The sequence below is a fragment of the Rheinheimera sp. EpRS3 genome, from assembly GCF_001513785.1.
GTDB lineage: Bacteria > Pseudomonadota > Gammaproteobacteria > Enterobacterales > Alteromonadaceae > Alishewanella.
In genome coordinates this window covers 20,954-43,551 of record NZ_LNQS01000001.1, presented here as the reverse complement: position 1 = coordinate 43,551, position 22,598 = coordinate 20,954, and the positions used below count along the sequence as shown (strand labels likewise).

The 22,598-nt window shown below is 52.3% G+C and carries 17 protein-coding genes and 1 tRNA gene; 6 read left to right on the top strand and 12 right to left on the bottom strand.

Annotation, left to right across the window (positions count from 1 at the left end; genetic code table 11):
• Positions 1–89 precede the first annotated feature (89 nt).
• Together AR688_RS00180 and AR688_RS00175 are read left to right on the top strand one after the other, a co-directional pair.
• Positions 90–1,409, top strand: a complete 1,320-nt coding sequence (locus tag AR688_RS00180) for a type II toxin-antitoxin system HipA family toxin (RefSeq protein WP_068227566.1) — start codon at positions 90–92, stop codon at positions 1,407–1,409.
• A complete protein-coding gene (locus AR688_RS00175) occupies positions 1,406–1,726 on the top strand; it encodes a helix-turn-helix domain-containing protein (protein ID WP_068227563.1) in 321 nt (106 codons plus the stop codon). The genes AR688_RS00180 and AR688_RS00175 overlap by 4 nt, the downstream gene beginning before the upstream one ends.
• On the opposite strand, the gene AR688_RS00170 is transcribed toward AR688_RS00175, so the two are convergent.
• The gene (locus AR688_RS00170) at positions 1,704–2,330 is read right to left on the bottom strand and encodes a hydrolase TatD (protein WP_068227561.1); all 627 of its coding nucleotides are present in this window, start codon (positions 2,328–2,330) and stop codon (positions 1,704–1,706) included. The two genes, AR688_RS00175 and AR688_RS00170, sit on opposite strands and share 23 nt — an antisense overlap.
• Before the next feature lie 183 nt (positions 2,331–2,513).
• On the opposite strand from AR688_RS00170, the gene AR688_RS00165 reads away from it, so the two are divergent.
• Positions 2,514–2,702: a YgaP family membrane protein gene (locus AR688_RS00165; protein ID WP_068227558.1), complete on the top strand. Its 189-nt coding sequence runs from the start codon at positions 2,514–2,516 to the stop codon at positions 2,700–2,702.
• 42 nt (positions 2,703–2,744) lie between these two features.
• On the opposite strand, the gene AR688_RS00160 is transcribed toward AR688_RS00165, so the two are convergent.
• Entirely contained in the window at positions 2,745–4,769 is a 2,025-nt protein-coding gene (locus tag AR688_RS00160) for a S9 family peptidase (protein ID WP_068227556.1), read from the bottom strand.
• A 272-nt stretch (positions 4,770–5,041) separates the two neighbouring features.
• Positions 5,042–5,118 (bottom strand) — tRNA-Arg (locus AR688_RS00155).
• A gap of 168 nt (positions 5,119–5,286) precedes the next feature.
• On the opposite strand from AR688_RS00155, the gene AR688_RS00150 reads away from it, so the two are divergent.
• The gene (locus tag AR688_RS00150) at positions 5,287–7,224 is read left to right on the top strand and encodes an ATP-binding protein (RefSeq protein ID WP_068227553.1); all 1,938 of its coding nucleotides are present in this window, start codon (positions 5,287–5,289) and stop codon (positions 7,222–7,224) included.
• A 138-nt stretch (positions 7,225–7,362) separates the two neighbouring features.
• Entirely contained in the window at positions 7,363–9,546 is a 2,184-nt protein-coding gene (locus AR688_RS00145) for a M3 family metallopeptidase (RefSeq protein WP_068227550.1), read from the top strand.
• Between the two features lie 175 nt (positions 9,547–9,721).
• Here the strand turns inward: AR688_RS00145 and pmbA are convergent, their stop codons facing one another.
• Complete coding sequence (gene pmbA / locus AR688_RS00140; RefSeq protein WP_068230974.1) at positions 9,722–11,068, bottom strand: metalloprotease PmbA; 1,347 nt, start codon at positions 11,066–11,068, stop codon at positions 9,722–9,724.
• Positions 11,069–11,186: 118 nt separating this feature from the next.
• Between pmbA and yjgA the strand changes: the two genes are divergently transcribed.
• Positions 11,187–11,705 carry a ribosome biogenesis factor YjgA gene (yjgA, locus tag AR688_RS00135; protein WP_068227546.1) on the top strand — a complete coding sequence of 173 codons (519 nt, stop codon included), beginning with the start codon at positions 11,187–11,189 and terminating at the stop codon, positions 11,703–11,705.
• A gap of 229 nt (positions 11,706–11,934) precedes the next feature.
• Here yjgA and AR688_RS00130 read toward each other — a convergent pair whose 3' ends face one another.
• From AR688_RS00130 to mreC, 8 genes are all read right to left on the bottom strand, one after another.
• A complete protein-coding gene (locus AR688_RS00130) occupies positions 11,935–12,930 on the bottom strand; it encodes a branched-chain amino acid aminotransferase (protein ID WP_068227543.1) in 996 nt (331 codons plus the stop codon).
• Between the two features lie 63 nt (positions 12,931–12,993).
• On the bottom strand, positions 12,994–14,436 hold the full coding sequence (tldD, locus tag AR688_RS00125) for a metalloprotease TldD (RefSeq protein ID WP_068227540.1): 1,443 nt from the start codon (positions 14,434–14,436) through the stop codon (positions 12,994–12,996).
• Positions 14,433–15,278 (bottom strand): carbon-nitrogen hydrolase family protein, encoded by an 846-nt coding sequence (locus AR688_RS00120; RefSeq protein ID WP_068227537.1) that lies wholly within the window; start codon positions 15,276–15,278, stop codon positions 14,433–14,435. Before AR688_RS00120 ends, tldD begins: the two co-directional genes overlap by 4 nt.
• Positions 15,271–19,191 carry a YhdP family protein gene (locus tag AR688_RS00115; protein ID WP_068227535.1) on the bottom strand — a complete coding sequence of 1,307 codons (3,921 nt, stop codon included), beginning with the start codon at positions 19,189–19,191 and terminating at the stop codon, positions 15,271–15,273. The genes AR688_RS00120 and AR688_RS00115 overlap by 8 nt, the downstream gene beginning before the upstream one ends.
• Complete coding sequence (rng, locus tag AR688_RS00110; protein ID WP_068227532.1) at positions 19,191–20,657, bottom strand: ribonuclease G; 1,467 nt, start codon at positions 20,655–20,657, stop codon at positions 19,191–19,193. The genes AR688_RS00115 and rng overlap by 1 nt, the downstream gene beginning before the upstream one ends.
• Entirely contained in the window at positions 20,654–21,229 is a 576-nt protein-coding gene (locus AR688_RS00105) for a Maf family protein (RefSeq protein WP_068227529.1), read from the bottom strand. The genes rng and AR688_RS00105 overlap by 4 nt, the downstream gene beginning before the upstream one ends.
• Positions 21,226–21,708 carry a rod shape-determining protein MreD gene (gene mreD / locus AR688_RS00100; protein WP_068227526.1) on the bottom strand — a complete coding sequence of 161 codons (483 nt, stop codon included), beginning with the start codon at positions 21,706–21,708 and terminating at the stop codon, positions 21,226–21,228. The genes AR688_RS00105 and mreD overlap by 4 nt, the downstream gene beginning before the upstream one ends.
• On the bottom strand, positions 21,708–22,586 hold the full coding sequence (gene mreC, locus AR688_RS00095; protein ID WP_068227523.1) for a rod shape-determining protein MreC: 879 nt from the start codon (positions 22,584–22,586) through the stop codon (positions 21,708–21,710). Before mreC ends, mreD begins: the two co-directional genes overlap by 1 nt.
• Positions 22,587–22,598: the final 12 nt, after the last annotated feature.

Genomic DNA, 22,598 nt, shown 5'->3' with positions numbered 1-22,598 from the left:
GGCAATGTCTGATATATCAGACAAATAATTGTCCTTTCTGCCTTTTTGTACGCTATATTAGACAACAGAACAGCAGCAACAGGACATTTATGCAGCTTACACTACAAGCCTTTAATGATGGCCACTGGCAGGATGCTTTTGTTATTACCATCGCCGCCCCGGAGGCAGGCAAACACAGCCGGGTTTCTTTGCAAGCCAGGACAACATACGCCGCAGCTTATTTTGATGAGACGGGATCACGTAGTTTTTCGGTCATGTACCCGGTTAACCCTATGGACGTGTACAGCTTTAGCAGCTGGCCCGGCGTATTTGAAGATATTATGCCGATGGGCTATGCCCGCACCTTATGGCTGGATATGCTGGGCCTGCAGCAACAACCGGTGGCCGTGCAGGATCTCACCTTATTGCAAGCCGGCACCATTGCCCCTGTGGGTAACTTGCGCTTGAAAGAGTCGGTTGAAATGGCCGCCGGGCAACAGGTAAATGCACTGGAGCAGATGCGTTTTGAGCAGCCGCAGGTAATAGAGCGCGACCATGACTTTCTAAACTATGCCCGACAACGCGGCGCAGTGTCGGGCGGCGCAACAGGTGCCGGTGGTGCCGCACCTAAATTGTTGGTCAGGCTAAACCCGCAGCGCGAAGTGTGGATAGACACACTGCAAAACGATAACAGTGCTGACGCACATTATCTGGTGAAATTTCCACGCGGTAACACTGCGATAGACCAAGATATTTTGCGCACGGAATACCACTACTACTGTGAATTGGCAGAGCTGGGGTTCACCAGCATGGACGTTGCCAAACTGCAGCTGCACGAAGGTAGCAAACAGCCCTCGCTTTGGTTGCCGCGCTTTGACAGGGAATTTAGTTCAAATGCTGTACAACGTTATGGTGTTGAATCTGTGTTCTCGCTGTTAAATAAACCCGCTGGCAGCCATTTGAAACATGAAGAGGTATTAAAGGTACTTATTCAAGTGGTTAACAGCCAAACTGAGGCAGAATTAACCGCCGAATACCTGAAGCGTGACTTGTTAAACGTGGTATTTGGCAACTCTGATAACCATGGCCGCAATATGGCGGTACTCAAACACGCGGCGGCGGTATCACTGGCCCCCATTTATGACTTTGCCCCCATGAAAGCAGACCCGGAAGTGGTAATGCGTACAACCCACTGGAGCAACACATTTGAGCGCGGTGGTGATATTGACTGGCTGGGGTTATGTGACAACCTGGCCTGTTATGGTGAAGCTGAATTGTTTAAAACCGAATTACGCCAATTGGCCGGCAAACTACAACACTTACCGGGGCGCTTAACAGAGCGCGGCGTGCCTGCCAGCATAATGCAGATGCCGGTGATGGGCTTTGCCTGTCTGGAAACCAGACTGCAGAAGTGGGGGTTATTACCATGACAAAAACTAAGGCCACTACCACAATAGATCGCTTTGCACTAAAACAACGCCTGGTGCAGCAAATGCTGTCTGGCAGCACAACTCTGGGCCAGATTGGTAAAGCCTTACGCACCGAAGGCTTGCAGATGTCACAAACAGACGTATGCAAACTTACCGGTTTGAGCCGCCAGGTTGTCAGCGATATAGAAAACGATAATGGCAACCCGCGGTTAGATAATTTACGCAGCTATTTTAAATTGCTCGGATTGGAGCTGGCGGTGCTGCCGCGCCAGCGCACTGAGCTGGATAGCTTGCTTAAGCCCCCGGCTGAGGTTTAACCACAAACTGCCGGGCGCCCAGGTCAAGCGCCAGCGCGCGCAATTCGCTTTGCTGTTTTACCGGGGCATAGGCAAAGCAGCTAACCTGTAACCCCGCCTCGCTGGCAGTATGAATAAACTGGCACACTTCACTAAAACCCAATTGTGTTGGCTTAACGGCCTGCTGATAGGCCGGCGGATTTGTGGCTGGCAGGTAAATTTCCAGCTTTTCTACTTCCAGTTCAAGCAGCTGTTGGCATAACGCCACAGCCTCACTTGGTACCACCAGACCATAACTGATTAACGTAACCGGCACGCCATGGCGCTGCCGTTTAAAGGCAGGCAATACCTGCGCCAACAGATCCAGTTGCAACAGCGGATCACCAATACCGGCAAAAGCCAGCCCCTGTAATTCAAACTCGGTGGAGGCCTGCTGCTCGTAACCTGCCTGATAAGCTTGCTCTGTGGCATCCAGTAATTGCTGCGCGGTGGGCTCTGCTGCCAGTTGCGCCAGCAGCGGTTCGTTACCCGCCAGTTGCAGCAAGGATTGCGCGGCCGGTAGCTGGCTGCCGCTTTGCAGCGTTAAACGCTGATGATCAAAATAATGGTAAGGGGATGATGACATTACGGTGCTCCATTTCAGGCTGAGCTGAAAGTAACACAAGCCGGTTTGGCTGTCTTGTTGCAACGCGATTTGGCCTATTGCACTACATATTGACGCAGCGCAGGTTTTAGCCTGATAAAGCTGCCTCTGTGCCGCCAAAACAGGCTAACATAAATAAGAATATACTAATTTATGAGGTGGGTTATGCAAGCGAACGTAGGTGGCATTGACAAGGGGCTGCGCATTATTGCCGGTATTACACTGATGATGCTGGCCGCAACCGGCACCGTAGGTGTGTGGGGCTGGCTGGGTATAGTACCGCTGCTGACCGGGCTGTTTAACTTTTGCCCGCTGTACAGCTTGCTGGGTATTAAAACCTGCAAAATCAGCTAATTGATGTAAAAACGGCGCCCGCAGGCGCCGTGATATTAAGGTTTAACGGGCGCCGGGTTCGGCGAACTTGGTCATCCAGTCTTTTACCTGATTATACCAATAAATGGAGTTATTCGGTTTTAAGATCCAGTGGTTTTCATCGGGGAAGTAAATCATCCGCGATTCTACGCCACGACTTTGCAGCGTGCGGAACAACTCAAAACCCTGGCCTACCGGTACACGATAGTCCAACTGGCCGTGGATCACTAAAGTTGGCGTGTTAAATTTGTCGGCATGGTAGTGCGGCGAGATGTTTTTGTAGATGTCGGGATTTTCCCAGTAGCCGCCAAAACGGGTGGAATGCACGGCAAAATCGGCCGCCATTTGCGAGTACATATTGTATACCGCAGCATGAATAAGCAGCGCTTTAAACGGGTGCTCGGTGCCCAGCAGCACTGAGGTTAAATAACCGCCGTAGCTGGCACCACCGGCTACCATGCGGTCTGTGTCTATCCAGCTTTGGTTTTCAAGCCATTTGGTTGCTGCCTGTATATCGGCTAACGGTTTGCTGCGCCAGTCGGGGTTTATCGCATCGGCAAAGTCCTGGCCAAAACCGCTTGAACCATGAAAATTCGGCCAGGCGGTAACATAACCCCAGGAGGCAAAGGTCTGGGCATTCCAGCGGTAGCTGAAACTGTCGCCAATGGCATTATGCGGCCCGCCATGGATCAGTAAAAACAGCGGGTATTTTTTGCTTTTATCAAAGCCCGCCGGGTAATGCACCCACATCTGAATATCTTTACCATCGGCGCCTTTATAGGTTACCGACTCATAACTACCCAGTTCGGTGTTATTCAGAATATCGTCATTAAAGCTATCCAGCCGGGTGGTTTTGCCGTTACGGGTATCTACCGTTACCAGCCGCGCCGGGTACATAAAGCTGTCGTTGGTAGCAACCAGAGTATTGCTGCCCGCTAAAGCTGGCTGGCCAAAGCTGGTAGCCTGGGTAATAGCGCGGGCTTTACCGCTTTTGGCATCGATATGGTACAGACGCTGGGTGGCGGCATCGTCGATACTGCTGTAAAAACCGCGGCTGTCGGCTGTCCAGACAAAATTACTGACTGAACGGTCCCAGTTGCCGGCTAACTCACGGCTGGTTTTCCTGGCCAGATCATAGATAGTTAATTTGGCGGTATCGGCATAAAAACCGTGAATACGCTGGCGGGTAAAAGCCAGGCTTTTGCCATCCGGGCTGAAACTGGGGTTAGCGTCCGGCGCCTGGTTATCGGTCGTCAGGTTTTGTGCGCTGTCGCCACCAATGCGGGCCAGAAAAATATCAATTTTGGCATCTACCTGATTATCCCAGCCGTTGGCAGTAAAGGCAATGTACTGCTCTTTGCTGTCAATATCGTAGCTGGATGCACTTTGGCTGGCACGCGGTAATTCATAACCCAATGGCTGGGTAACAGCCTGCACCTCACCGCCGCTGGCCGCGATACGAAATACATGCGCCTGGCGGTTTTCGTCTATCCAGTGGTCAAACTGTGAGTAAGGCAGCGCATTCCACTGCCGGGCCGACACTTTTTTATCTTTGTCGGCTTTTAGCTGTTCGCTCATTTCATCCCAGCTTTTACCCGGCCAGACACGGCTGATAAAATACAGGTGTTTACCAACCCATTTAATACCATGCACACCCGTTGGCACTTGCGTTAAGCGCTGCGCTTCGCCGGGTTTACCCATTGGCAGCAGATAAATTTGCCCGGCGTCGTCTTTGTCGCGCTGGCTGATAAAGGCTAAGGTTTTGCCGTCGGGTGAAAAAGTGGCCTCGCTGGCACGCAGGCCTTCGGCGCTAAGCGGTGTTTGCTGTTTGCCATCGGCACTGAACAGCCACAGCTGGGTTTGGCCTTTATCGGCCTTAACATCATATTTGGTAACCGGCGCAACAATATAAGTGCCATCGTTTGACGCCACGGGCGAGCCTATGCGCTGCAGTTGCCACAAGCGCTCTACGCTCAGGCTGTTGTCGTCCTGCGCCATGGCCATAAGTGGCAGCAGGCACAGCACCAGCATAAGGTGCAGTTTTCTCATCGGTGAAACTCCCTGGTTGTTATTAGTATGATACCGGGGAAGATACTAGCATAAGGCAGCAGCCTGTCAGCTAAGCGTAAGACAAACGGCGGCTTTAAGGCTGTTAGCGGTATAAGGGTAACCGCCGCGATTACTCGGGCTATCCTGCCCTCGCCCTTCGGGCCAGCTAAAGCTGTTCCAATGTGCTCCAGGCACATTAGTGGTCGAACGACGCGCTCTCATCGGGCAAGGTGTCAAAAACAAAAAACCGCCTGATTGGCGGTTGTTTGTTTTGGTGCACCCGCCGCGATTCGAACGCGGGACCTCTGCCTCCGGAGGGCAGCGCTCTATCCAGCTGAGCTACGGGTGCACAATCTGCAGTTATGCAGAAGCTGCGCATTATAGACAGCCTTGCCTTGTGTGTCTATCGCTTAGCTGAGCGTTTTTTCGGCACTCAGTTTACACAGGCGTATTTACAAGTTCGCCGCCTTAGCGCTACAGTGTTATCCGACCTTCTTTTGGTGTAACGCTTTAACTCATGCGCAATAAATTTCTGCCGTCTTTCTGGCAATGGCTGTTACTCATAACTCTGCTGCTTATTGCGATATTTGCTACCGAAACGTTAGTAAAGCACGAGCAACAACATGCCCGCAGCCAGCAATTGCGCCATGAAATTGCCAGTGCCGGGCAATTGCGGGCGCTGATTGAGTCTGAGTTGAATATACCGCTGTACCTTACCATTGGCCTTACTGCCCATGTGCAAGCCAGTAATGGTGAAATTTCGCCGGCCGAAATGCATTTATTGCTGCCTGAACTGGTGCACCAGGCCCGGCATATCCGCAATATTGGTATCGCACCTGGTAATACCCTGCGTTATTTGTATCCACTGATCGGCAATGAGCAAGCCATCGGCCTGTATTACCCCGACTTAAAAGAACAATGGCCGGATATTGAAGCTATTATTGCTCAGCGTGAAGCGCGGCTGGTGGGGCCTATTTCATTGCTGCAGGGCGGCACTGCTTTTATTTACCGCCTGCCGGTGTATATGAACGCCACCAGCTATTGGGGCATTATCAGTACAGTGGTTGATATCGATTCGGTGTGGAAGCTATTGGAGCAACAAACCTCTGAACAGGAGGTGCAGGTTGCTATTCGCAGCCTGTCGGCCAAAGGCCGTGCCAGTGCAGCGTTTTATGGAGATGAACGGCTGTTTCATGATGACAGCATGCTACTGGCGATTAGCCTGCGGGGTGCTTTATGGCAAATGGCGGTCCGCTCACTGACGCCGCCACCAGATCGCACGCTGCCTATCCGCGCTACCGCCTACAGTGTAGCCGCGCTGCTAATAGCATTGCTGTGCTGGTTGTTTATGTCGCGCCAGCATTTACGTAGCAGCGTGACAGAGCAGCAGCGCAATAAATTACAACTGCGCAGTATTATGGATAACGTGGCCGATGCCATTATTACCACCACACCGGACGGCACTATAGAGCAGGTGAACCTGTCGTGTTACCCGATGTTTGGCTATACCGCGGCAACCTTACCCGGTATGCACTGGTCTGCTTTACTGGTTGATCCGCAGCGGCTGGACGAGCTATACACCGCAACATCGACCAACAAAGCGGAATATGAAACTCTGGGCCGGCGGCGCGACAACAGTGTGTTTCCGCTGGCCATACGGCGCAGCCACATCAGGCTGCGCCGCCAGGCCCGCCAGTTGCTGGTGCTGCGGGATTTGTCGGAGCAGCACAGAACCGAGCAGTTAAAACAAGAGTTTATTTCTACCGTCAGCCATGAGCTGCGCACACCGCTAACCTCTATTTCAGGTGCGCTGGGGCTGGCAACAGGTGGCGCCCTTGGCGAGCTGAATTCATCGCAGCTACGTATGCTGCAGTTGGCACAAACCAACTGCCAGCAGCTTACCACTCTGGTAAATACGCTGCTGGACGTAGAAAAGCTGGCCAGCGGCAATATGCAGTTTCAGTTAAGCGTGCAACCGCTGCTGCCGTTGCTGCAACAATGTATTGATGATTGCCAGATACTGGCCCAGCCACAACAGATTACGCTAACGCTAGCCTGCCCAGCCGAGCTGCAACAGGTGCAGGTGCAGGCGGATGCGTCACGGTTAAAGCAAGTACTGCTGCATCTGCTGGGCAACGCTGTAAAGTTTTCTCCACCAAACAGTACGGTGCAGGTAAGCCTGCAGTTGCAGCAACGCCAGCTAAGGGTATTAATTGCCGATCAGGGGGCGGGTATCAGTGAGCAATTTGTGCCTAAATTATTTAGCCGTTTTAGCCAGGCCGACAGTTCTGACAGCCGCATACATGGCGGTAGTGGCCTGGGTTTGGCTGTCAGTAAAAGCATCATCGGCCATATGCACGGCAGCATTGGGTATATGCCCAATACGCCGCAGGGCAGCTGTTTTTATATAGAACTGCCATTTGACGCATCAATTCAGCCGGGACAGTTGCCCTGAGCCGGTTTTTGTCTTAATTTGTTGGCGTCTGGCTGCAAACTTAGTTTATCGCTGGGTATTTTTGGCATACTCGGTCAGGCAGCCTGCGCTAAGGCGCAATTATTACAACAAAGCTTTACATCTTCCAGGGAGATACTCATGCGTAAAACGCTTATCGCCACGGCCGTTGGCACTGTACTGGCGCTTACCGCCTGTTCTGACAACACGGCACCACAACAAACCGACACGACTCAAACCCAAACGCAGCAAGATGCTGCACCGGTAGCCGATGTGACTTCAACTAACCCGTTATTTGTAAAAAGTATGCTGCAATACGAAGCACCAAACTTTACTGAAATAAAAGATGAGCATTTCCTGCCCGCCTTTGAAGAGGGCATGAAGCAACACATGACCGAAGTGCAGGCCATTGCCAGCAACCCGGAGCCAGCAACCTTTGAAAACACGCTGGTAGCTTTAGAAAAAAGCGGCGAGTTATTAACCCGGGTTTCTCGTGTATTTTATAACCTGGCGGGTTCAGATTCTAACCCGGAGCGGCGTAGCATTCAGTCAGAGCTGGCGCCGAAAATGGCCGCACACTCAGACAACATTAACTTAAACCCACAATTGTTTGCCCGGATTAAAAACCTGTACCAGCAACGCAACGAGCTGAAGCTGGACAGCGAATCAGTGCGCTTAATTGAAGTGTACTACGAGCGCTTTGTGCGTGCCGGTGCACAGCTGACTGAAGAGCAAAAAACTGCTATTCGCGCGCTGAACGAAGAGCATTCTAAGCTCACTAACCAGTTTTCACAAAATCTGCTGGCTGAAACCAAAAACATCGCCGTTATCGTTGATACTAAAGAAGAACTGGAAGGTTTGTCAGATTCAGATATTACCGCTGCCGCCAAAGCTGCTACAGATGCCGGCCAAGAAGGTAAGTACCTGTTGAGCATTACCAACACTACCCGCCAGCCGGTGCTGTCGCAGCTGAGCAACCGCGATCTGCGTAAACGCGTATGGGAAGCGTCTGCCAACCGCGCGCAAAGCGGCGAAACCGACAACCGCCCACTGGTAGCCCGTTTAGCCCAGCTACGTGCTGAGCGCGCTAAACTGTTAGGTTATGACAACTGGGCCAGCTATGGCCTGGAAGCGCAAATGGCCAAAACGCCACAAGCCGTATTTGATATGTTAGGCAGCATGGTGCCTGCAGTAGTGGCCAACACCAACCAGGAAGCGGCTGCCATTCAGGAAATGATCAAGCAAAAAGGCGGTGATTTTGAGCTGGCACCGTGGGACTGGGAATACTATGCCGAGTTTGTGCGCCAGGCTAAGTTTGATCTGGATGAAAACGAAGTTAAACAATACTTTGAGTTTAACCGCGTATTAAAAGATGGCGTGTTCTTTACTATGAACCGCTTGTACGGCGTAACGTTTAAACCGCGTCCGGATTTACCGACCTACCACCCGGATGTAGACGCTTACGAGCTGTTTGATGCCGATGGTACCAGCCTGGCAATTTTCTATGCCGATTACTTTGCCCGCGAAGGCAAACGTGGCGGCGCCTGGATGAGCTCATTCGTTGGTCAATCACATTTAACCGGCCAAAAACCGGTAGTGGTTAACGTAATGAACATTCCAAAAGCACCTGAAGGTCAGCCTACGCTGGTAAGTTATGACCACGTAACCACTATCTTCCACGAACTGGGCCATGGCTTACACGGCATGTTCTCAGACGTGAAATACCCAACTCTGGCCGGTACTTCAGTATCACGCGACTTTGTTGAGTTTCCGTCTACGTTTGAAGAAGACTGGGCAGCACACCCTGAAGTGATTGCTAACTACGCTAAGCACTATGAAACCGGCGAGCCCATTCCAGCTGAGCTGTTGCAAAAAGTAATGAACTCACGCAGCTTCAACCAGGGTTTTGACACGCTGGAATATATGTCTGCTGCGCTGCTGGATATGGAATGGCACTCACTGTCTGCTGACGAGCCACTGCAGGATGTTAACGCTTTTGAAGCAGCTGCGCTGAAAAAACACGGTGTAGATTTAGCTGCAGTACCACCGCGTTATAAATCTACCTTCTTCTCACACTCTATGGGCGGCGGCTATTCTGCCGGTTACTATGCCTATATGTGGAGTGAGATTTTAGCGGCTGATGCTTACGCTTATGTACAGCAACAAGGTGGTTTAAAGCTGGAAAATGGCCAGAACTACCGGAAAAACATTCTGTCTGTCGGTAACTCACGCCCACCAATGGAGTCTTACAAAGCCTTCCGTGGTCAGGAGCCTACTACCGATGCACTGTTAATCCGCCGCGGCCTGAAAACCAAAGTAGATTAATATCTTGGCGGATATTGGTTTACTCTAAATCAACCGTTGAAGGCATGGATGCCTGAGTCGAGCCTACAGGGACGTATTTACGGCGCGTTGATGTGAGTAAACCAGTTAGCCGCCTGCCTGTGATACATTAAAAAGCCCGGCTAAGTTAGCCGGGCTTTTTGTTAGTGGCCCTTAATTAACTACCGGCCACCTGCATCTGGTTGATCAGTACCGAGCCGGTTAATACCCCTCCACGGCGGTCAACGTCGTTACCTACTGCACTGATATTCATCAACATATCTTTTAGGTTACCGGCGATAGTCACTTCAGATACCGGAAACTGAATTTCGCCGTTTTCTACCCAAAAACCGGCTGCACCACGCGAGTAATCGCCGGTTACGGTATTTACGCCCTGGCCCATCAGCTCGGTAACCAGTAAACCTTTGCCCATAGTGCGGCACAGTTGCAATAAATCTTCATCACCATGATTTACCAGCCAGTTATGAATGCCGCCGGCATGGCCGGTGCTGGCCATACCCAGCTTACGGGCAGAGTAAGTGCTGGTAAGATAAGTAGTCAGTACGCCCTGCTCAATTACCGCTAAGTCGCGGGTTTTTACGCCTTCGCCATCAAACGGGCTGGAGGCCAGCGCTTGTTTTAAATGTGGCTGCTCTACAATGGTAATCCCAGGCGCCATAATCTGCTGGCCTACTTTACCCACTAAAAAGCTGGAGTTACGGTAAATGGCGCCACCGCCAATCGCCGACACTAAATGGCCGAACAAGCTGCTGGCAATATCAGCGCGGAAAATTACCGGCACTTTTTGCGTGGCAATTTTACGGGCATTTAAGCGGGCGATAGTTTCCAGCGCGGCTTCACGGCCAATTTGTTTGGGGTCCAGTAACTGGCTGTACTGGCGTGCTACGGTAAAGCTGTAGTCGCGCTGCATATCGTCGCCATCTTCACCTATTACCACGCAGCTAAAGCTGTGGCGTGAGCTGGGATAACCCACTAACTGGCCGTGGCTGTTACCATACACCTTTAACCCCTGGTGCGTTGAGAACGACGCGCCTTCAGAGTTGGTAATACGTTTGTCGGTGGCAAAAGCCGCCTCTTCAGATACTGCACACAGCGCTATGGCTTCATCGGTGCTAATGCTGTCGGGGTAGAATAAATCCAGATCCGGCGGTGACATTTCCAGCCAGCTGGCATCAGCCAAGCCGGCGTGCGGATCTTCAGAAGTATAACGGGCAATATCGGCAGCGGCTTCAACCGTGCGGCGCAGAGCCTGCGGGCTTAAATCGGCAGTGGATGCCGAGCCTTTGCGCTGGCCAAAATACAGGCTGATGCCTAAGCCGCCATCCTGGTTAAACTCTACCGTTTCTACTTCGCCATGGCGGGTTTCTACGCTTAAGCCTTTGGTGCGGCTCATTGAGGCTTCAGCCGTGCTGGCGCCAAGCTGCTTGGCATGGGCCAGTACTTCGGCTACGGCCTGTTTAACTTCGTCAATTTCCTGCCAGATACTGGGTTGAGTTACTTGCATAATGTTCTGTCTGCCTGAAAAAATTGCCCTCAGCTTATCATAGTCTGCAAACGCTGGCTGCTGTTGCAACACCAGATCATGTATACTTAGCGGCATTATTGTTAAGAGTGAAGCAAGCATGACCGATTTTATTAACGGCGATACCTGGGATGAAGAAGAAGGTAAGAGTAAATCTCAGGTAAAGCGTGAAATGCACGAGTTACAAAAACTGGGCGAAGAGCTGGTGTCGTTAAGTGCGGCAGCCCGCGCTAAAGTGCCACTGGATGACGAGTTAAAAGATGCACTGCAACTGGCCGACAAGCTAAGCAATAAACGCGAAGCACTGCGCCGCCATATTCAGTTTATTGGCCGCTTAATGCGTACCCGTGAGCTGGAGCCGATAGAGCAAGCCTTAGCGGTATTGCGTAACACCAACCAGGCGGCCACACGGCAGTTTCATAAAGTAGAGCAATGGCGCGATAAGCTGCTGGCCGACAATGACACTGTAACCGACTTTATTGCTGCTTATCCTGACGTTGACGTACAACAGTTGCGCCAGCTTATTCGTAATGCGAAAAAAGAGCAGGAAAAACAGCAGCCGCCTAAAGCGTTCCGCGAGTTATTCCAGCTAATTAAGCCTTTGATTATTCAAGAGTAGTTTATCTGCTACAACGGCTACAACTCCGTTGTGCTAACTAAGCCAGATTGGGATGCCGTTGCGCACAGCCACAGACCATTTTCGCGTTAGCGAAGGCGGGTAAGGCATTCGTCAGGAACGAATGCCTTCAGCGCAAGCTGGCCCGCCAGATGAGGGGCAGGATTGCCCCGAATTCCACTGTGGCGAGCACAGCGGTAACCCAATCTGCCCAAGCGCAAGCAAGCCCGACTTAACAAACTTTCGTTAGCCAGCCATGTTTATCTTCAGCCTTGCCCCACTGAATATCATTTAGTGCCTGGCGCAGCGCATTGGTGGTGCTGCCGGCTTCACCTGAGCCTACCTGATATTCTTTGCCATTATGGATCAGTGTACCCACCGGCGTTAATACCGCAGCAGTGCCCGATAAAGCTGCTTCTGTACCTGGTTTTGCCGCACGTTCCAGCAGCTCATCCACTGTTAGCTCGCGCTCTGATACTGTCATACCGCGGTCGCGCGCCAGCGTTAAAATAGAATCACGGGTTACGCCGTGTAAGAACGAGCTATCCAGTGCTTTGGTAATAATTTCATTGCCGTCGATCAGCAAAAAGTTAGCTGCGCCGGTTTCTTGTACGTCGCCATTAGGGCAAAACAGTACCTGATCGGCCTGCACTGCGGCGCGGGCTTTCATAATGGGCTGCAGCGCACTGGCATAGTTACCACCGCTTTTTACCATACCCATATGGGCGGCACAGCGGGCGTTATCTTCCAGTAGCAAGCGCAGTGGCTTGGCGCCACCGGCAAAATAATCACCTACCGGTGATAACAATACATACAGCATGGATTCCAGGCTGGGTGCCGCGGCTTTGCCGATAGACGCCTCAGTACCGATATGTGTCGGGCGGATATACATAGAACCCGGTGGAGTCGGCACATCTGCAGCATAGTGCTTAACAATATCCAGAATCATCCGGTTTAGCATGGCGCCGTCTACTTTGGGCAGAGACAGCAGCTCGCTGCTTTGCTGTAAACGGTTGACGTTGCGGTCCATGCGGAACACATAAACGCCGCCATCAGCGTGGCGAAACGCCTTTAGGCCTTCAAAGCAGGTGCTGGAATAATGCAGCACATGCGCGCCCGGGTGCAGGCTGATGCTGTCAACCGGAACCATTTGTGGCTGGCTCCAGCCGGATTGCTCATAACGGGAGATCACCATCTCTGGGACAAACACAGTGCCAAACGCTGCCATCTTGTTTTATTTCCTGCTGTTGTTTTGGTTTAAATGCCGCCTTAACGCGGCTTTGCCTGTTATTTAGTGCTGGGTGCCACCTACGGTAATGGCATCCAGTTTTAATGTCGGCTGGCCGACACCTACCGGTACGCTCTGGCCCTGCTTACCGCACACACCTACTCCGGCGTCGAGCGCTAAGTCGTTACCCACCATTGATACCTGTTGCATCGCCTCCGGCCCCATACCAATTAAGGTTGCGCCTTTAATCGGCGCGGTAATTTTGCCGTTTTCAATTAAGTAGGCTTCAGAGGCCGAAAACACAAACTTACCTGAGGTAATATCTACCTGGCCACCACCAAAGTTAGGTGCATAAATGCCCTTTTTCACGCTGGCGATAATCTCAGCCGGATCGCTCTGGCCGGCCAGCATATAGGTGTTAGTCATGCGTGGCATCGGCAGGTTAGCAAACGACTCGCGCCGGCCATTACCGGTTGGAGCCACACCCATTAGCATGGCGTTGTGTTTGTCCTGAATATAGCCTTTTAAAACACCGTTTTCGATCAGCACATTGTGCTGGCTGGGTACGCCTTCATCGTCGATATTCAGCGAGCCACGACGGTGCGCCAAAGTGCCGTCATCAACAATAGTACATAGCTTCGACGCAACCTGCTCGCCAATGCGGCCAGAAAATGTCGATGAACCTTTGCGGTTAAAATCGCCTTCCAGGCCATGGCCTACGGCTTCGTGCAGTAAAACACCCGGCCAGCCGCTGCCCAGCACTACCGGCATAGTACCGGCCGGTGCATCTATGGCGGTTAAATTAACCTGGGCCTGGCGCACGGCTTCGCGGGCATAGTGCTGCCAACGCGGTGTGCCATCACTAAGCTCAAAGAAGTAACTGTAATCGGTGCGGCCACCGCCACCGGCGCTGCCACGCTCGCGCCGGTCGCCCTGTTGCAGCAACACGGAACAGTTTAACCGTACCAGTGGGCGGATATCACTGGCGTAGGTGCCATCGGTAGCCGCCACCAGTATTTCTTCATACACGCCGGAGATACTTACCATCACCTGTTCGGCGCGGTTATCCAGCGTGCGGATATAGGCTTCAATCTGATGCAGCAGGGCAACTTTATCGGTATTGGTTAAGCTTTGCAGCGGCTCGCACGGCAAATAGATATTGCTGTTACTGCTTTTGCTAAAGGCTTTGACACTGCCGCTCTGGCCCTGTGCTGCTATGCCACGCGCCGCTGCCGCGGCCTGTTTTAATGCCGCAGCGCTGATGGTGTCTGCATAGGCAAAACCAGTTTTTTCACCGCTGATAGCGCGCACGCCCACACCACGTTCAATATTAAAAGAGCCATCTTTAACTAAACCGTCTTCCAGCACCCAGGATTCATGCACGCTGGATTGAAAATACAAATCAGCAAAGTCGAGCTGATGGTCAAATAAATAGCCCAGCGTTTGCTGTAAATCAGCAGCGGTCAGCTCGGAAGCGGTGATCAGGTTCTGCTCTGGTGCAGTCATGGTTTGAGCTCACTGTTAAATCGGTTATGTTGCGCCAGCGGCATGCTTTGCCGCAGCTGCACAACGTCAGTTAAATCTATTGTTGCTGATACCCAGCCCGTTGCACTACCGGCATCGGCCAGTACCCGGCCCCAGGGATCGATAATCAGGCTGTGACCGTAAGTTTCACGGCCATTGGCATGCACGCCGGTTTGGTTTGGCGCCAGCACAAAGCACTGGTTTTCTATCGCCCGCGCTCTTAGCAACGTATGCCAGTGCGCCTCGCCGGTAACTTTAGTAAAAGCCGATGGCACTGTCAGCAGGTTCATGCCTTTACTGGCTAACGCCTGCGCCAAGCCTGCAAAACGCACATCATAGCATATAGTCAGGCCAAGCTTTAACTCAGCCAGTTCCACCAGCGTGATTTTCTGTCCCGGATAGGTGCTGGCCGATTCGCGGTAACTGCCGGTGCTGTCACTAACTTCGACATCAAATAAATGCATTTTCTGGTAATCGGCCACTATGCTGCCATCCGGCGCAAATAAGATACTGCTGGCACTGAAACGTTGCGGCTCAGGGCTGCTGGTGGGTAAAGAGCCTGCCAGTAAATACACGCCAAACTGTTTGGCCAGTGCAGCACAGCCTTGCTGAATAACACCCTGCCCCAGCGGTGCCTGATACTGCAATTGCAGGCCATCACGTCCGCCAAACACGGCAAAGCATTCGGGCAGTGCCACTAAGTGCGGCAGGCCGTCGGCATAAGTATCTGCCAATTGCTGCAGGTACAGTGCAACCTGCGCCAGGTTTTGTGCCGGATCAGGTGTGCTGGTTAGCTGAATGGCCGATACGCGCCAGTTAGCCATGCGGTTTATTCCTGTCGGTTTCGGGCTGCGTGGCTGCCGGCAACTGTATAATCGCCTCGGGCTGGGCTACGCGCACCGGTACCGGTATTTCGGTGCTGTGACGGTTTACTTCGGTAACCACGGGCTTGTCAAAACTGCCGGTAACGGTAAAGTTAATTTTCGAAATTACCTCTGCACTTTGAAACACTTCATCCAGCGCCAGTGCTGCCAACCCGGTAGCCGGGTTTACCATCCAGGCAATAATCACCGGTAAACTAGAGGTCACTTTGGGTGAAAACGCCATTTGGTAATCCAGTTTTTTGCTCACCAGATCGGCATAACCCTGAATTTGTAAATTGCCCGGCACGCCGTCAATACTGGCATCACTGGTTTGTGCTACGCCGTTTGCGAGAGCCAGATTACCGCTCATTTTGTTGTAGAAAAAGCCTTTGGCAAACACATCACGAAAATCCAGCCGCAGTTTACGCACCAGCGAATCGAGACTAAAAATAGAGAACAAGCGTGAACCCTGATCGCTGACCTCAGTTAACGAGCCTTCGCCCAGCGTATAACTCACATTGCCGGATAAATCGGCCACAGCATACTGGTTAGGCGCACCGGGCCAGTTCAGAGCAAACTGAATGTCGGCACTGCTGCCGGCAATGGCAGATGTCAGCTGAAATTCGTTCAGCATGGCGCCAATATTCGGGCTTTGCAGCTGGCCGGTAAATTCACTGACACCGGCATCGCCGTCGTTCTGCCAGAAGCCTTGCACCTTTAGCTGGTGTCTTTTGTAAAGCGCACTGAGTTCAGTAAGCTGCCAGCGCTGCGCGGTGCTATGGGCTTTGGCGCTAATCTGGCCAAAGCGGTAGTTGCCAATGCTGCAGTCGGCACAGCTTACGCTTAGCGGTGGCAACTCTAACAACCAGCGCTGAGCTGTCAGCGCCAGCTTCTCGGTTACTTTGGCAGCCTGTTCACTGGCACTGACCGTTTCACTCAGTGGCAGATGCAGGTAATCAAAGGCAGCAACAATACCCTGTTGCTGCCAGTCCTTGCTAAATTGCCAGCGGCTGGCCAGCTCGGTGCCATTTAACTGTAATTGCCAGTGATCCGGCTGTTGTTCAGCATCGAACACGGTGTTGTGCAGCCTGACTCCCGGCGCTATGTCCAATTGCGCTACTTTACCGCGCACCTGAGCCAGCCGCGGAAAAAATTGCTGCTCGCTATCACTGGCGCTGGCATAAAGCTGCTGCTTGATCAAATCAAACCAGGCCAGAAAATCCAGCTCAGGTAAGTTAATGCTGATGGTAAACTCATCTGCCACCGGTGCGGGTTCTTGCTGGCCCAGGCTAAGGTGGGCACGGCGTAGTTGCTGGGTATCGTGTTGCAATAAAGCATTAAAGTGCAGCCGCCGGGCGTCCTGCTGGTTGGCATCATTTTGTTTGGCATCTTTTTGTTGAGCATAGCCGAGCGCTATGGCCGATTGCGCGCTGTTGCCGGTTACGGTCAGCGTTAGCTCTGCCGTTTCATCTTCAGCTTTGGTATAGGGTGCAGGCAGCAGCAAAGCAGTATTTTGCAGGTTGCTGCTCAGCTGCGCCTGATAATTTATGTCATCCTCTGCCAGATTAAGCGCCAGCTGCAACTGCCAGTCGGTTGTACCGGCCACCAGAGTAGCAGCCGGGGCATGTAGCGCCTGCAATAATTGCTGGCTGTCCTGAGCGCCATTTAGCTGCAGTGCCAGCTGGTAACCATCGGCAGTATTTTCACCCTGTAGCGCGGCAGTAACCGGCAGGCCGCGCCAGCTCAGCTGCAGTTTATCTGCGCGAATTTTGTCGTTGTCAAAGCTTAAGCTGCCTGTTAGCTGCTGCACCTGCATTGCCGGGGCCTGCAGGTTAAGGCTGGCATCAGCAAAGCTCACTGTGCCGCTGGCCAGCACTTCGGGCTGCTTCAGGCTAACAGCCAGCGTGATATCGCCCTCAGCCAGCCCTTCGGCGCCCAGGTGCTGCAGTGTTTTGCCAATACTGTCACGCAGCGGCGATTGCTGCATTAATGCGCTGACAGCGCTGGCTTCTACCCGTCGCTGAATATGAATATCCAGGGCTTGGGCATCAAACAGATCCGGGATCACAGCGCTAACGCCTTGCTCAAGCTCAATGCCGTTTAAACTGCCCGCTTCTGACTGAATGGCCATGGCAGCATTTTCAAACCATAACTGTGCGCTTAAGCCTTCTATTTGCGGCCAGTCGGGGGCGAAGGCAAAGCGCCCTTGTTCCAGTTTTGTCAGTACCTGAAACACGCCTTGTTGTTCGGTATAAGGAAACTCGGCCGGTTTACCCTGCCACAGCATAGTCGCTTCATTCACCCGGCCGCTGACAATAGCGCCGCTCAGATATTCACGTACACTCTGTGGCATATACCGCTGCGGAAAATAATGCACTGCCCGGCTGGCATCCAATTGCTGCAACCGTGCCAGAATACTTAACTCGTCGGTTAGTTTGATACTGGCGTCTAACTGCAAATCAGCGCTGTGAAGGCTGAGTGAAGGAATGCTCAGCTGCCAGTTAGCGGCCTCTTTGTGCAACAATATTCGGGCAGATAACACATCGTACGCGGTGGCCTCACTGAACAGGCCGTCCCAGCTTAGTTCACCGCCTAAACTATCAAGCTGGATTCTGGCCAGCGTTGGTGTAGCAATAAAATCGCCGCGCATATTGCTGACACCGGGAATATCGCCCTGCGCCACCGAGCTGACATTATCTAACCGGCCTTGCAACTGCCACTGCTGATCGGCAAAGCGCCATTGTAACTGTTGCACGTTGCCGGCGGGCTGATAAGCCACCAGTTGCTGTAATATGCTGATATCGTCTGCCAGCAGGTTCGCCAGTGGCGTAATGGCATTGAGCGAAAAATTATTTACCTGGCCCAGCCACTGTTGTTCGTTGCGTTGTAGCTGAAACTCCAGCCCATGCCATTGCTGTTGCTGATCAGACAGGGTTAGCGGCCCGGAATGCACTACCCAGCCATCCGCTGCCGGTTGCCATAACAACTGCCCTGGCCCCAGTTGCAGGCTATGTGCGGTATCACCGCGGTGCCAGCTTAAGCTGTTATTAGCCAGCTCTACCTGTATCCGCTGCAGCAAACCGTTATCTACCTGGCCCCAGGCTTTAAAATTGATGCTGGCCTGCTCCAGTTTCTGGCTGGGCGGCAATAAGGTACGAAACCATGGCAGTACGTCCAGCTTGTCGCTTTCCAGATACAGTTGGCCGGTGGAGCTGTCCAGCGTATCGCCATGTAAATCGAGGATAAACGACACCGTATTAGCTGTTACACCGGCCAGAGCTAAATCACCGTAGCCCTGATGCCGGTTACCGCGGTTGGCCCAGTCCAGCTGTTTAATATCGACAACCAGATCCGGATTGTCGTCATTTTGCAGTACCAGTTGGCTGTCTACCACGGAGAAATAGGTCAGCTGCTGAAAAAACAATTGTTCCAGCGCAGCAAAAACAGGGGCGCTGTCCAATGCCGTGGCGCCTTCACTGCTTAGCAGGCTGTCGGCATCAACATAGTACTGCAGACCGCTCAGCTCAAAATGCCTGGCTGTCAATTGCCAGTTTCTCAGGCTGCGCCAAAAATCCAGCCGCACCCGGGTTTCACTGATATTCAGTTGCAACTGCCCGGCGCTATCCAGCAGCTTAACATCGCGCAGCAACAGCGCCGGGCCATACTTTTGCCAGCCTGCGCTAAGCTCACCAATGCTAACATCAGCGCCATAACGGTTGCTGATAAGCTGTTCAATATGGTGCTTGTAACTGTCGGCATGTGGCAGGGTGTAACGCAAAACGGAGATCGACACAGCCAGCAGCACCAGCGTAACAGCCAGTGCCAGCCAGAACTTATGTAAACAATAAAAACATACCCGTTTTGTGCGTTGCACTACATCATCACCACATCAAATTGTTCCTGTGTGTATAAAGGCTCAGTGTGAATACTGATTTGCTTACCAATAAACACCTGTACTTCGGCCAGGCTGTGAAACTCGTCGTTGGTTAAGGCGTCTTTTACGGCCGGCGACACATACACAACAAATTTGTCGGCGGCATAAGCGCGGTTTACCCGGACAATTTCGCGCAGTACCTCAAAACATACCGTTTCAACCGTTTTTAAGCTGCCGCGCCCCTTACATACATGACACTCTGAACAGAGGATATGTTCCAGGCTTTCGCGGGTTCTTTTGCGGGTCATCTCTATCAGACCCAGCGCCGAGAAGCCGTGAATATTGGTTTTGGCCCGGTCACGGGCCAATGCCAGCTCTAAACTGTGGTATACCCGGCGTTTATGCTCGGCGCTTTGCATATCAATAAAGTCGATAATAATAATGCCGCCCAGATTACGCAGCCGCAACTGGCGGGCAATGGCCTGGGTTGCTTCAGTATTGGTATTAAAAATGGTTTCTTCCAGATTACGATGGCCGACAAAAGCACCGGTGTTGACATCTATCGTCGTCATCGCTTCGGTTTGGTCGATAATCAAGTAACCACCGCTTTTTAGTGGCACTTTGCGCTCCAGCGCGCGCTGAATTTCATTTTCAACATCAAACATATCAAAAATCGGCCGCTCGCCGGGGTAGTACTCCAGCAATGGCGATAAATGCGGAATAAACTCTTCACAAAAAGCGGTCAGTTGTTGAAAGGTTATCTTGGAATCTACCCGGATGCGCTCCAGATCAGCGCCGACAAAATCACGCAGAATACGATATGTCAGGGTTAAATCTTCGTATACCACACCCTCTTTGCGGGTTTTTTGTTTGCGTTTAATAATTTTGGCCCAAAGCTTCTTCAGAAACTTAGCATCCTGCGCCAGCTCTTCGGCGCCAGCACCTTCGGCCGCAGTGCGGACAATAAAACCGCCGCTATCGTCCAGGTTCTGGCTGACAATATCTTTTAAACGCTGCCGCTCGGTTTCGCTTTCCAATCGCTGCGATACCCCGACATGCGGTGAGCCAGGCATAAACACCAGATACCGCGACGGTAAGGTAATGTCAGTAGTTAAACGTGCGCCTTTGGTGCCCAGCGGATCTTTTACCACCTGCACCAATAAATACTGCCCCTCGCGCACCAGTACGCGGATATCCTTGCTCGCCGCCGGTTTGGCTTCCAGCTCGGCCAGAGTATCGTGCTGTACTATGTCTGAGGCATGTAAAAACGCGGCTTTATCCAGGCCAATATCAACAAAAGCGGCCTGCATACCGGGCAACACCCGGCTGACTTTACCAACATACATATTGCCAACCAAACCCAGTTTGGCCTGGCGTTCTATATGCAGCTCCTGCAATACACCATTTTCTATCAGGGCAACCCGGGTTTCACTGGGTGTCACATTCAGTAGTAGTTCTGCGCTCATACCGGCTCCTGCCACTGCTGTAATAATTGTTCGGTTTCACATAATGGCAGGCCCACTACTGCGGTGTAACTGCCATTAATGCGTTGGACAAACTTTGCTGCCAGCCCCTGGATCCCATAACCACCGGCCTTGTCGTGTGGCTCGCCACTTTGCCAGTAGCTGTCAATATCCCGTGCTGTTAACGTTCTGAAATACACTTCCGTGCACACCAGCTGCTGCAAAGTGCGTTCGCTGCTTACCAGCGCAACGGCGGTCATAACTTTATGGCAGCGGCCAGACAACAACTGCATAGTACGATTAAACTCGGCAAAATCGGCTGGTTTACCCAAAATCTCGTTATTGGCTACCACTATCGTATCGGCACCCAGCACCGGCATTTCGGTGGTTAAACGTGCCAGCCCGGCCAGCGCTTTCTGCCGCGCTAAGCGGGTAACATACAGCCTGGGAGCTTCATTTGGGTAGGGTGTTTCATCAATATCAGCTTTCACCAGCTGAAAATCTACACCGAGCTGCGCCAGCAATTCACGCCGGCGTGGAGAGGAAGAGGCTAAGGCAATACGTGGATAACTCATTGAATTTTCAGCTGTCGGCGATAACGCCGCAGTAACCAGAACAACCAGGGCCAGACCAGCATACCGGTAACAACCGGCCACAGATATTGCGGCATAAAGTAAACGCCGGTAAGAAAATGGCTAAGCCAGAATAGCAGTAACTGATACAGCGCCAACAATAACCCCAGCAGCAAAGACTGCTGCACTATAGAGAAATTACGTATTTTCAGGTGATGCTGGGCAACAATAAAAATTACCACGGAAAATGCCAGGGCATTTACCCCCAGTACGGTACCTACCAGCACATCAACAATAAAACCGCTGAAAAACGCGGTGCCAACACTGATACGCTGTGGCAGCGCCATTGTCCAGTACATCAGTACCAGCAGTACCCAGTCGGGCCGGGCCAGTTTTACCAGTTGTGGCATTGGCATTACTGTCAGGATCAGTGCCACAAACAATGACAGATAAATAAAGCCTATGCGGCCAGCTTTTCGCATCAGGGTTGCTCCTGTGGTGCAGCGCCAGCTGCTGGCTCTTCTGGCTGCTCAGGCATGCGCGGCGTATTGGATAACAGCAGTACATGGCGAATGCGATCGAGTAAGGCGTAAGGCTCGGCATACACCACCATAAAGGGCTGGCTGGCATCCTGGCTTATTTTTGACACCCTGGCTACCGGATACCCTTCCGGAAAGCGGCCGTCCAGGCCGGAGGTCAGCAATCTGTCGCCTTCGCGAATATCAGTACTGTGTGGCAGGTGCATCACCCGCAGTGCGTCCCACTGGCCCAGGCCTTCAACAATAGCCCGCACACCGGTACGCTCTGCCCGCACGGCGATGGCGTGGGTATTATCAGAAATCAGCAGCGCCCGGCTGCTGGTAGGGCCTACACTCACTATCTGGCCGACGATACCCTGATCATCAATCACCGCCTGATGCTCGGTTACGCCATCTTTGGTGCCTTTATTCAGCACTACCTGATGGCTGAACGGATGGCTATACACCGCCAGCACTTCTGCAACCAATCGCTTATCTTCAATAACCGCAGAAGATCCCAGCAAAGCGCGCAGTTTTTCATTCTCTTGCTGTAAATAGCGTAATAGCTGCAGTTGGCCACTTTGTTGCAGCAGGGTTTCTTTTAACCGGGCGTTTTCGTCCAGCACGGCCTGCTGCGACATAAATTGTTCTGACGCGCCGGAAAACAGCGTTTCCGGCAAGCTGGCAACATAAAACAACGGGCTTACTGCGGTAGTAAGATAACTGCGAAGCTGGGTTGAACTGTCGGTGTAACGATCAAGAAACATCAGCCCAGCACTGCACACTACGGCCAGAAAAAGCCGCAGTGGCAGTGACGAGCCCCGACTATAACTTTGATTCATAACGCTGCCTGC

Excerpts from the sequence above, each read along its gene's own strand:
- AR688_RS00180 (WP_068227566.1), top strand. The coding sequence starts at position 90 with ATGCAGCTTACACTACAAGCCTTTAATGATGGCCACTGGCAGGATGCT.
- AR688_RS00175 (WP_068227563.1), top strand. The coding sequence starts at position 1,406 with ATGACAAAAACTAAGGCCACTACCACAATAGATCGCTTTGCACTAAAA.
- AR688_RS00170 (WP_068227561.1), bottom strand. The coding sequence starts at position 2,330 with ATGTCATCATCCCCTTACCATTATTTTGATCATCAGCGTTTAACGCTG.
- AR688_RS00165 (WP_068227558.1), top strand. The coding sequence starts at position 2,514 with ATGCAAGCGAACGTAGGTGGCATTGACAAGGGGCTGCGCATTATTGCC.
- AR688_RS00160 (WP_068227556.1), bottom strand. The coding sequence starts at position 4,769 with ATGAGAAAACTGCACCTTATGCTGGTGCTGTGCCTGCTGCCACTTATG.
- AR688_RS00150 (WP_068227553.1), top strand. The coding sequence starts at position 5,287 with ATGCGCAATAAATTTCTGCCGTCTTTCTGGCAATGGCTGTTACTCATA.
- AR688_RS00145 (WP_068227550.1), top strand. The coding sequence starts at position 7,363 with ATGCGTAAAACGCTTATCGCCACGGCCGTTGGCACTGTACTGGCGCTT.
- pmbA (WP_068230974.1), bottom strand. The coding sequence starts at position 11,068 with ATGCAAGTAACTCAACCCAGTATCTGGCAGGAAATTGACGAAGTTAAA.
- yjgA (WP_068227546.1), top strand. The coding sequence starts at position 11,187 with ATGACCGATTTTATTAACGGCGATACCTGGGATGAAGAAGAAGGTAAG.
- AR688_RS00130 (WP_068227543.1), bottom strand. The coding sequence starts at position 12,930 with ATGGCAGCGTTTGGCACTGTGTTTGTCCCAGAGATGGTGATCTCCCGT.
- tldD (WP_068227540.1), bottom strand. The coding sequence starts at position 14,436 with ATGACTGCACCAGAGCAGAACCTGATCACCGCTTCCGAGCTGACCGCT.
- AR688_RS00120 (WP_068227537.1), bottom strand. The coding sequence starts at position 15,278 with ATGGCTAACTGGCGCGTATCGGCCATTCAGCTAACCAGCACACCTGAT.
- rng (WP_068227532.1), bottom strand. The coding sequence starts at position 20,657 with ATGAGCGCAGAACTACTACTGAATGTGACACCCAGTGAAACCCGGGTT.
- AR688_RS00105 (WP_068227529.1), bottom strand. The coding sequence starts at position 21,229 with ATGAGTTATCCACGTATTGCCTTAGCCTCTTCCTCTCCACGCCGGCGT.
- mreD (WP_068227526.1), bottom strand. The coding sequence starts at position 21,708 with ATGCGAAAAGCTGGCCGCATAGGCTTTATTTATCTGTCATTGTTTGTG.
- mreC (WP_068227523.1), bottom strand. The coding sequence starts at position 22,586 with ATGAATCAAAGTTATAGTCGGGGCTCGTCACTGCCACTGCGGCTTTTT.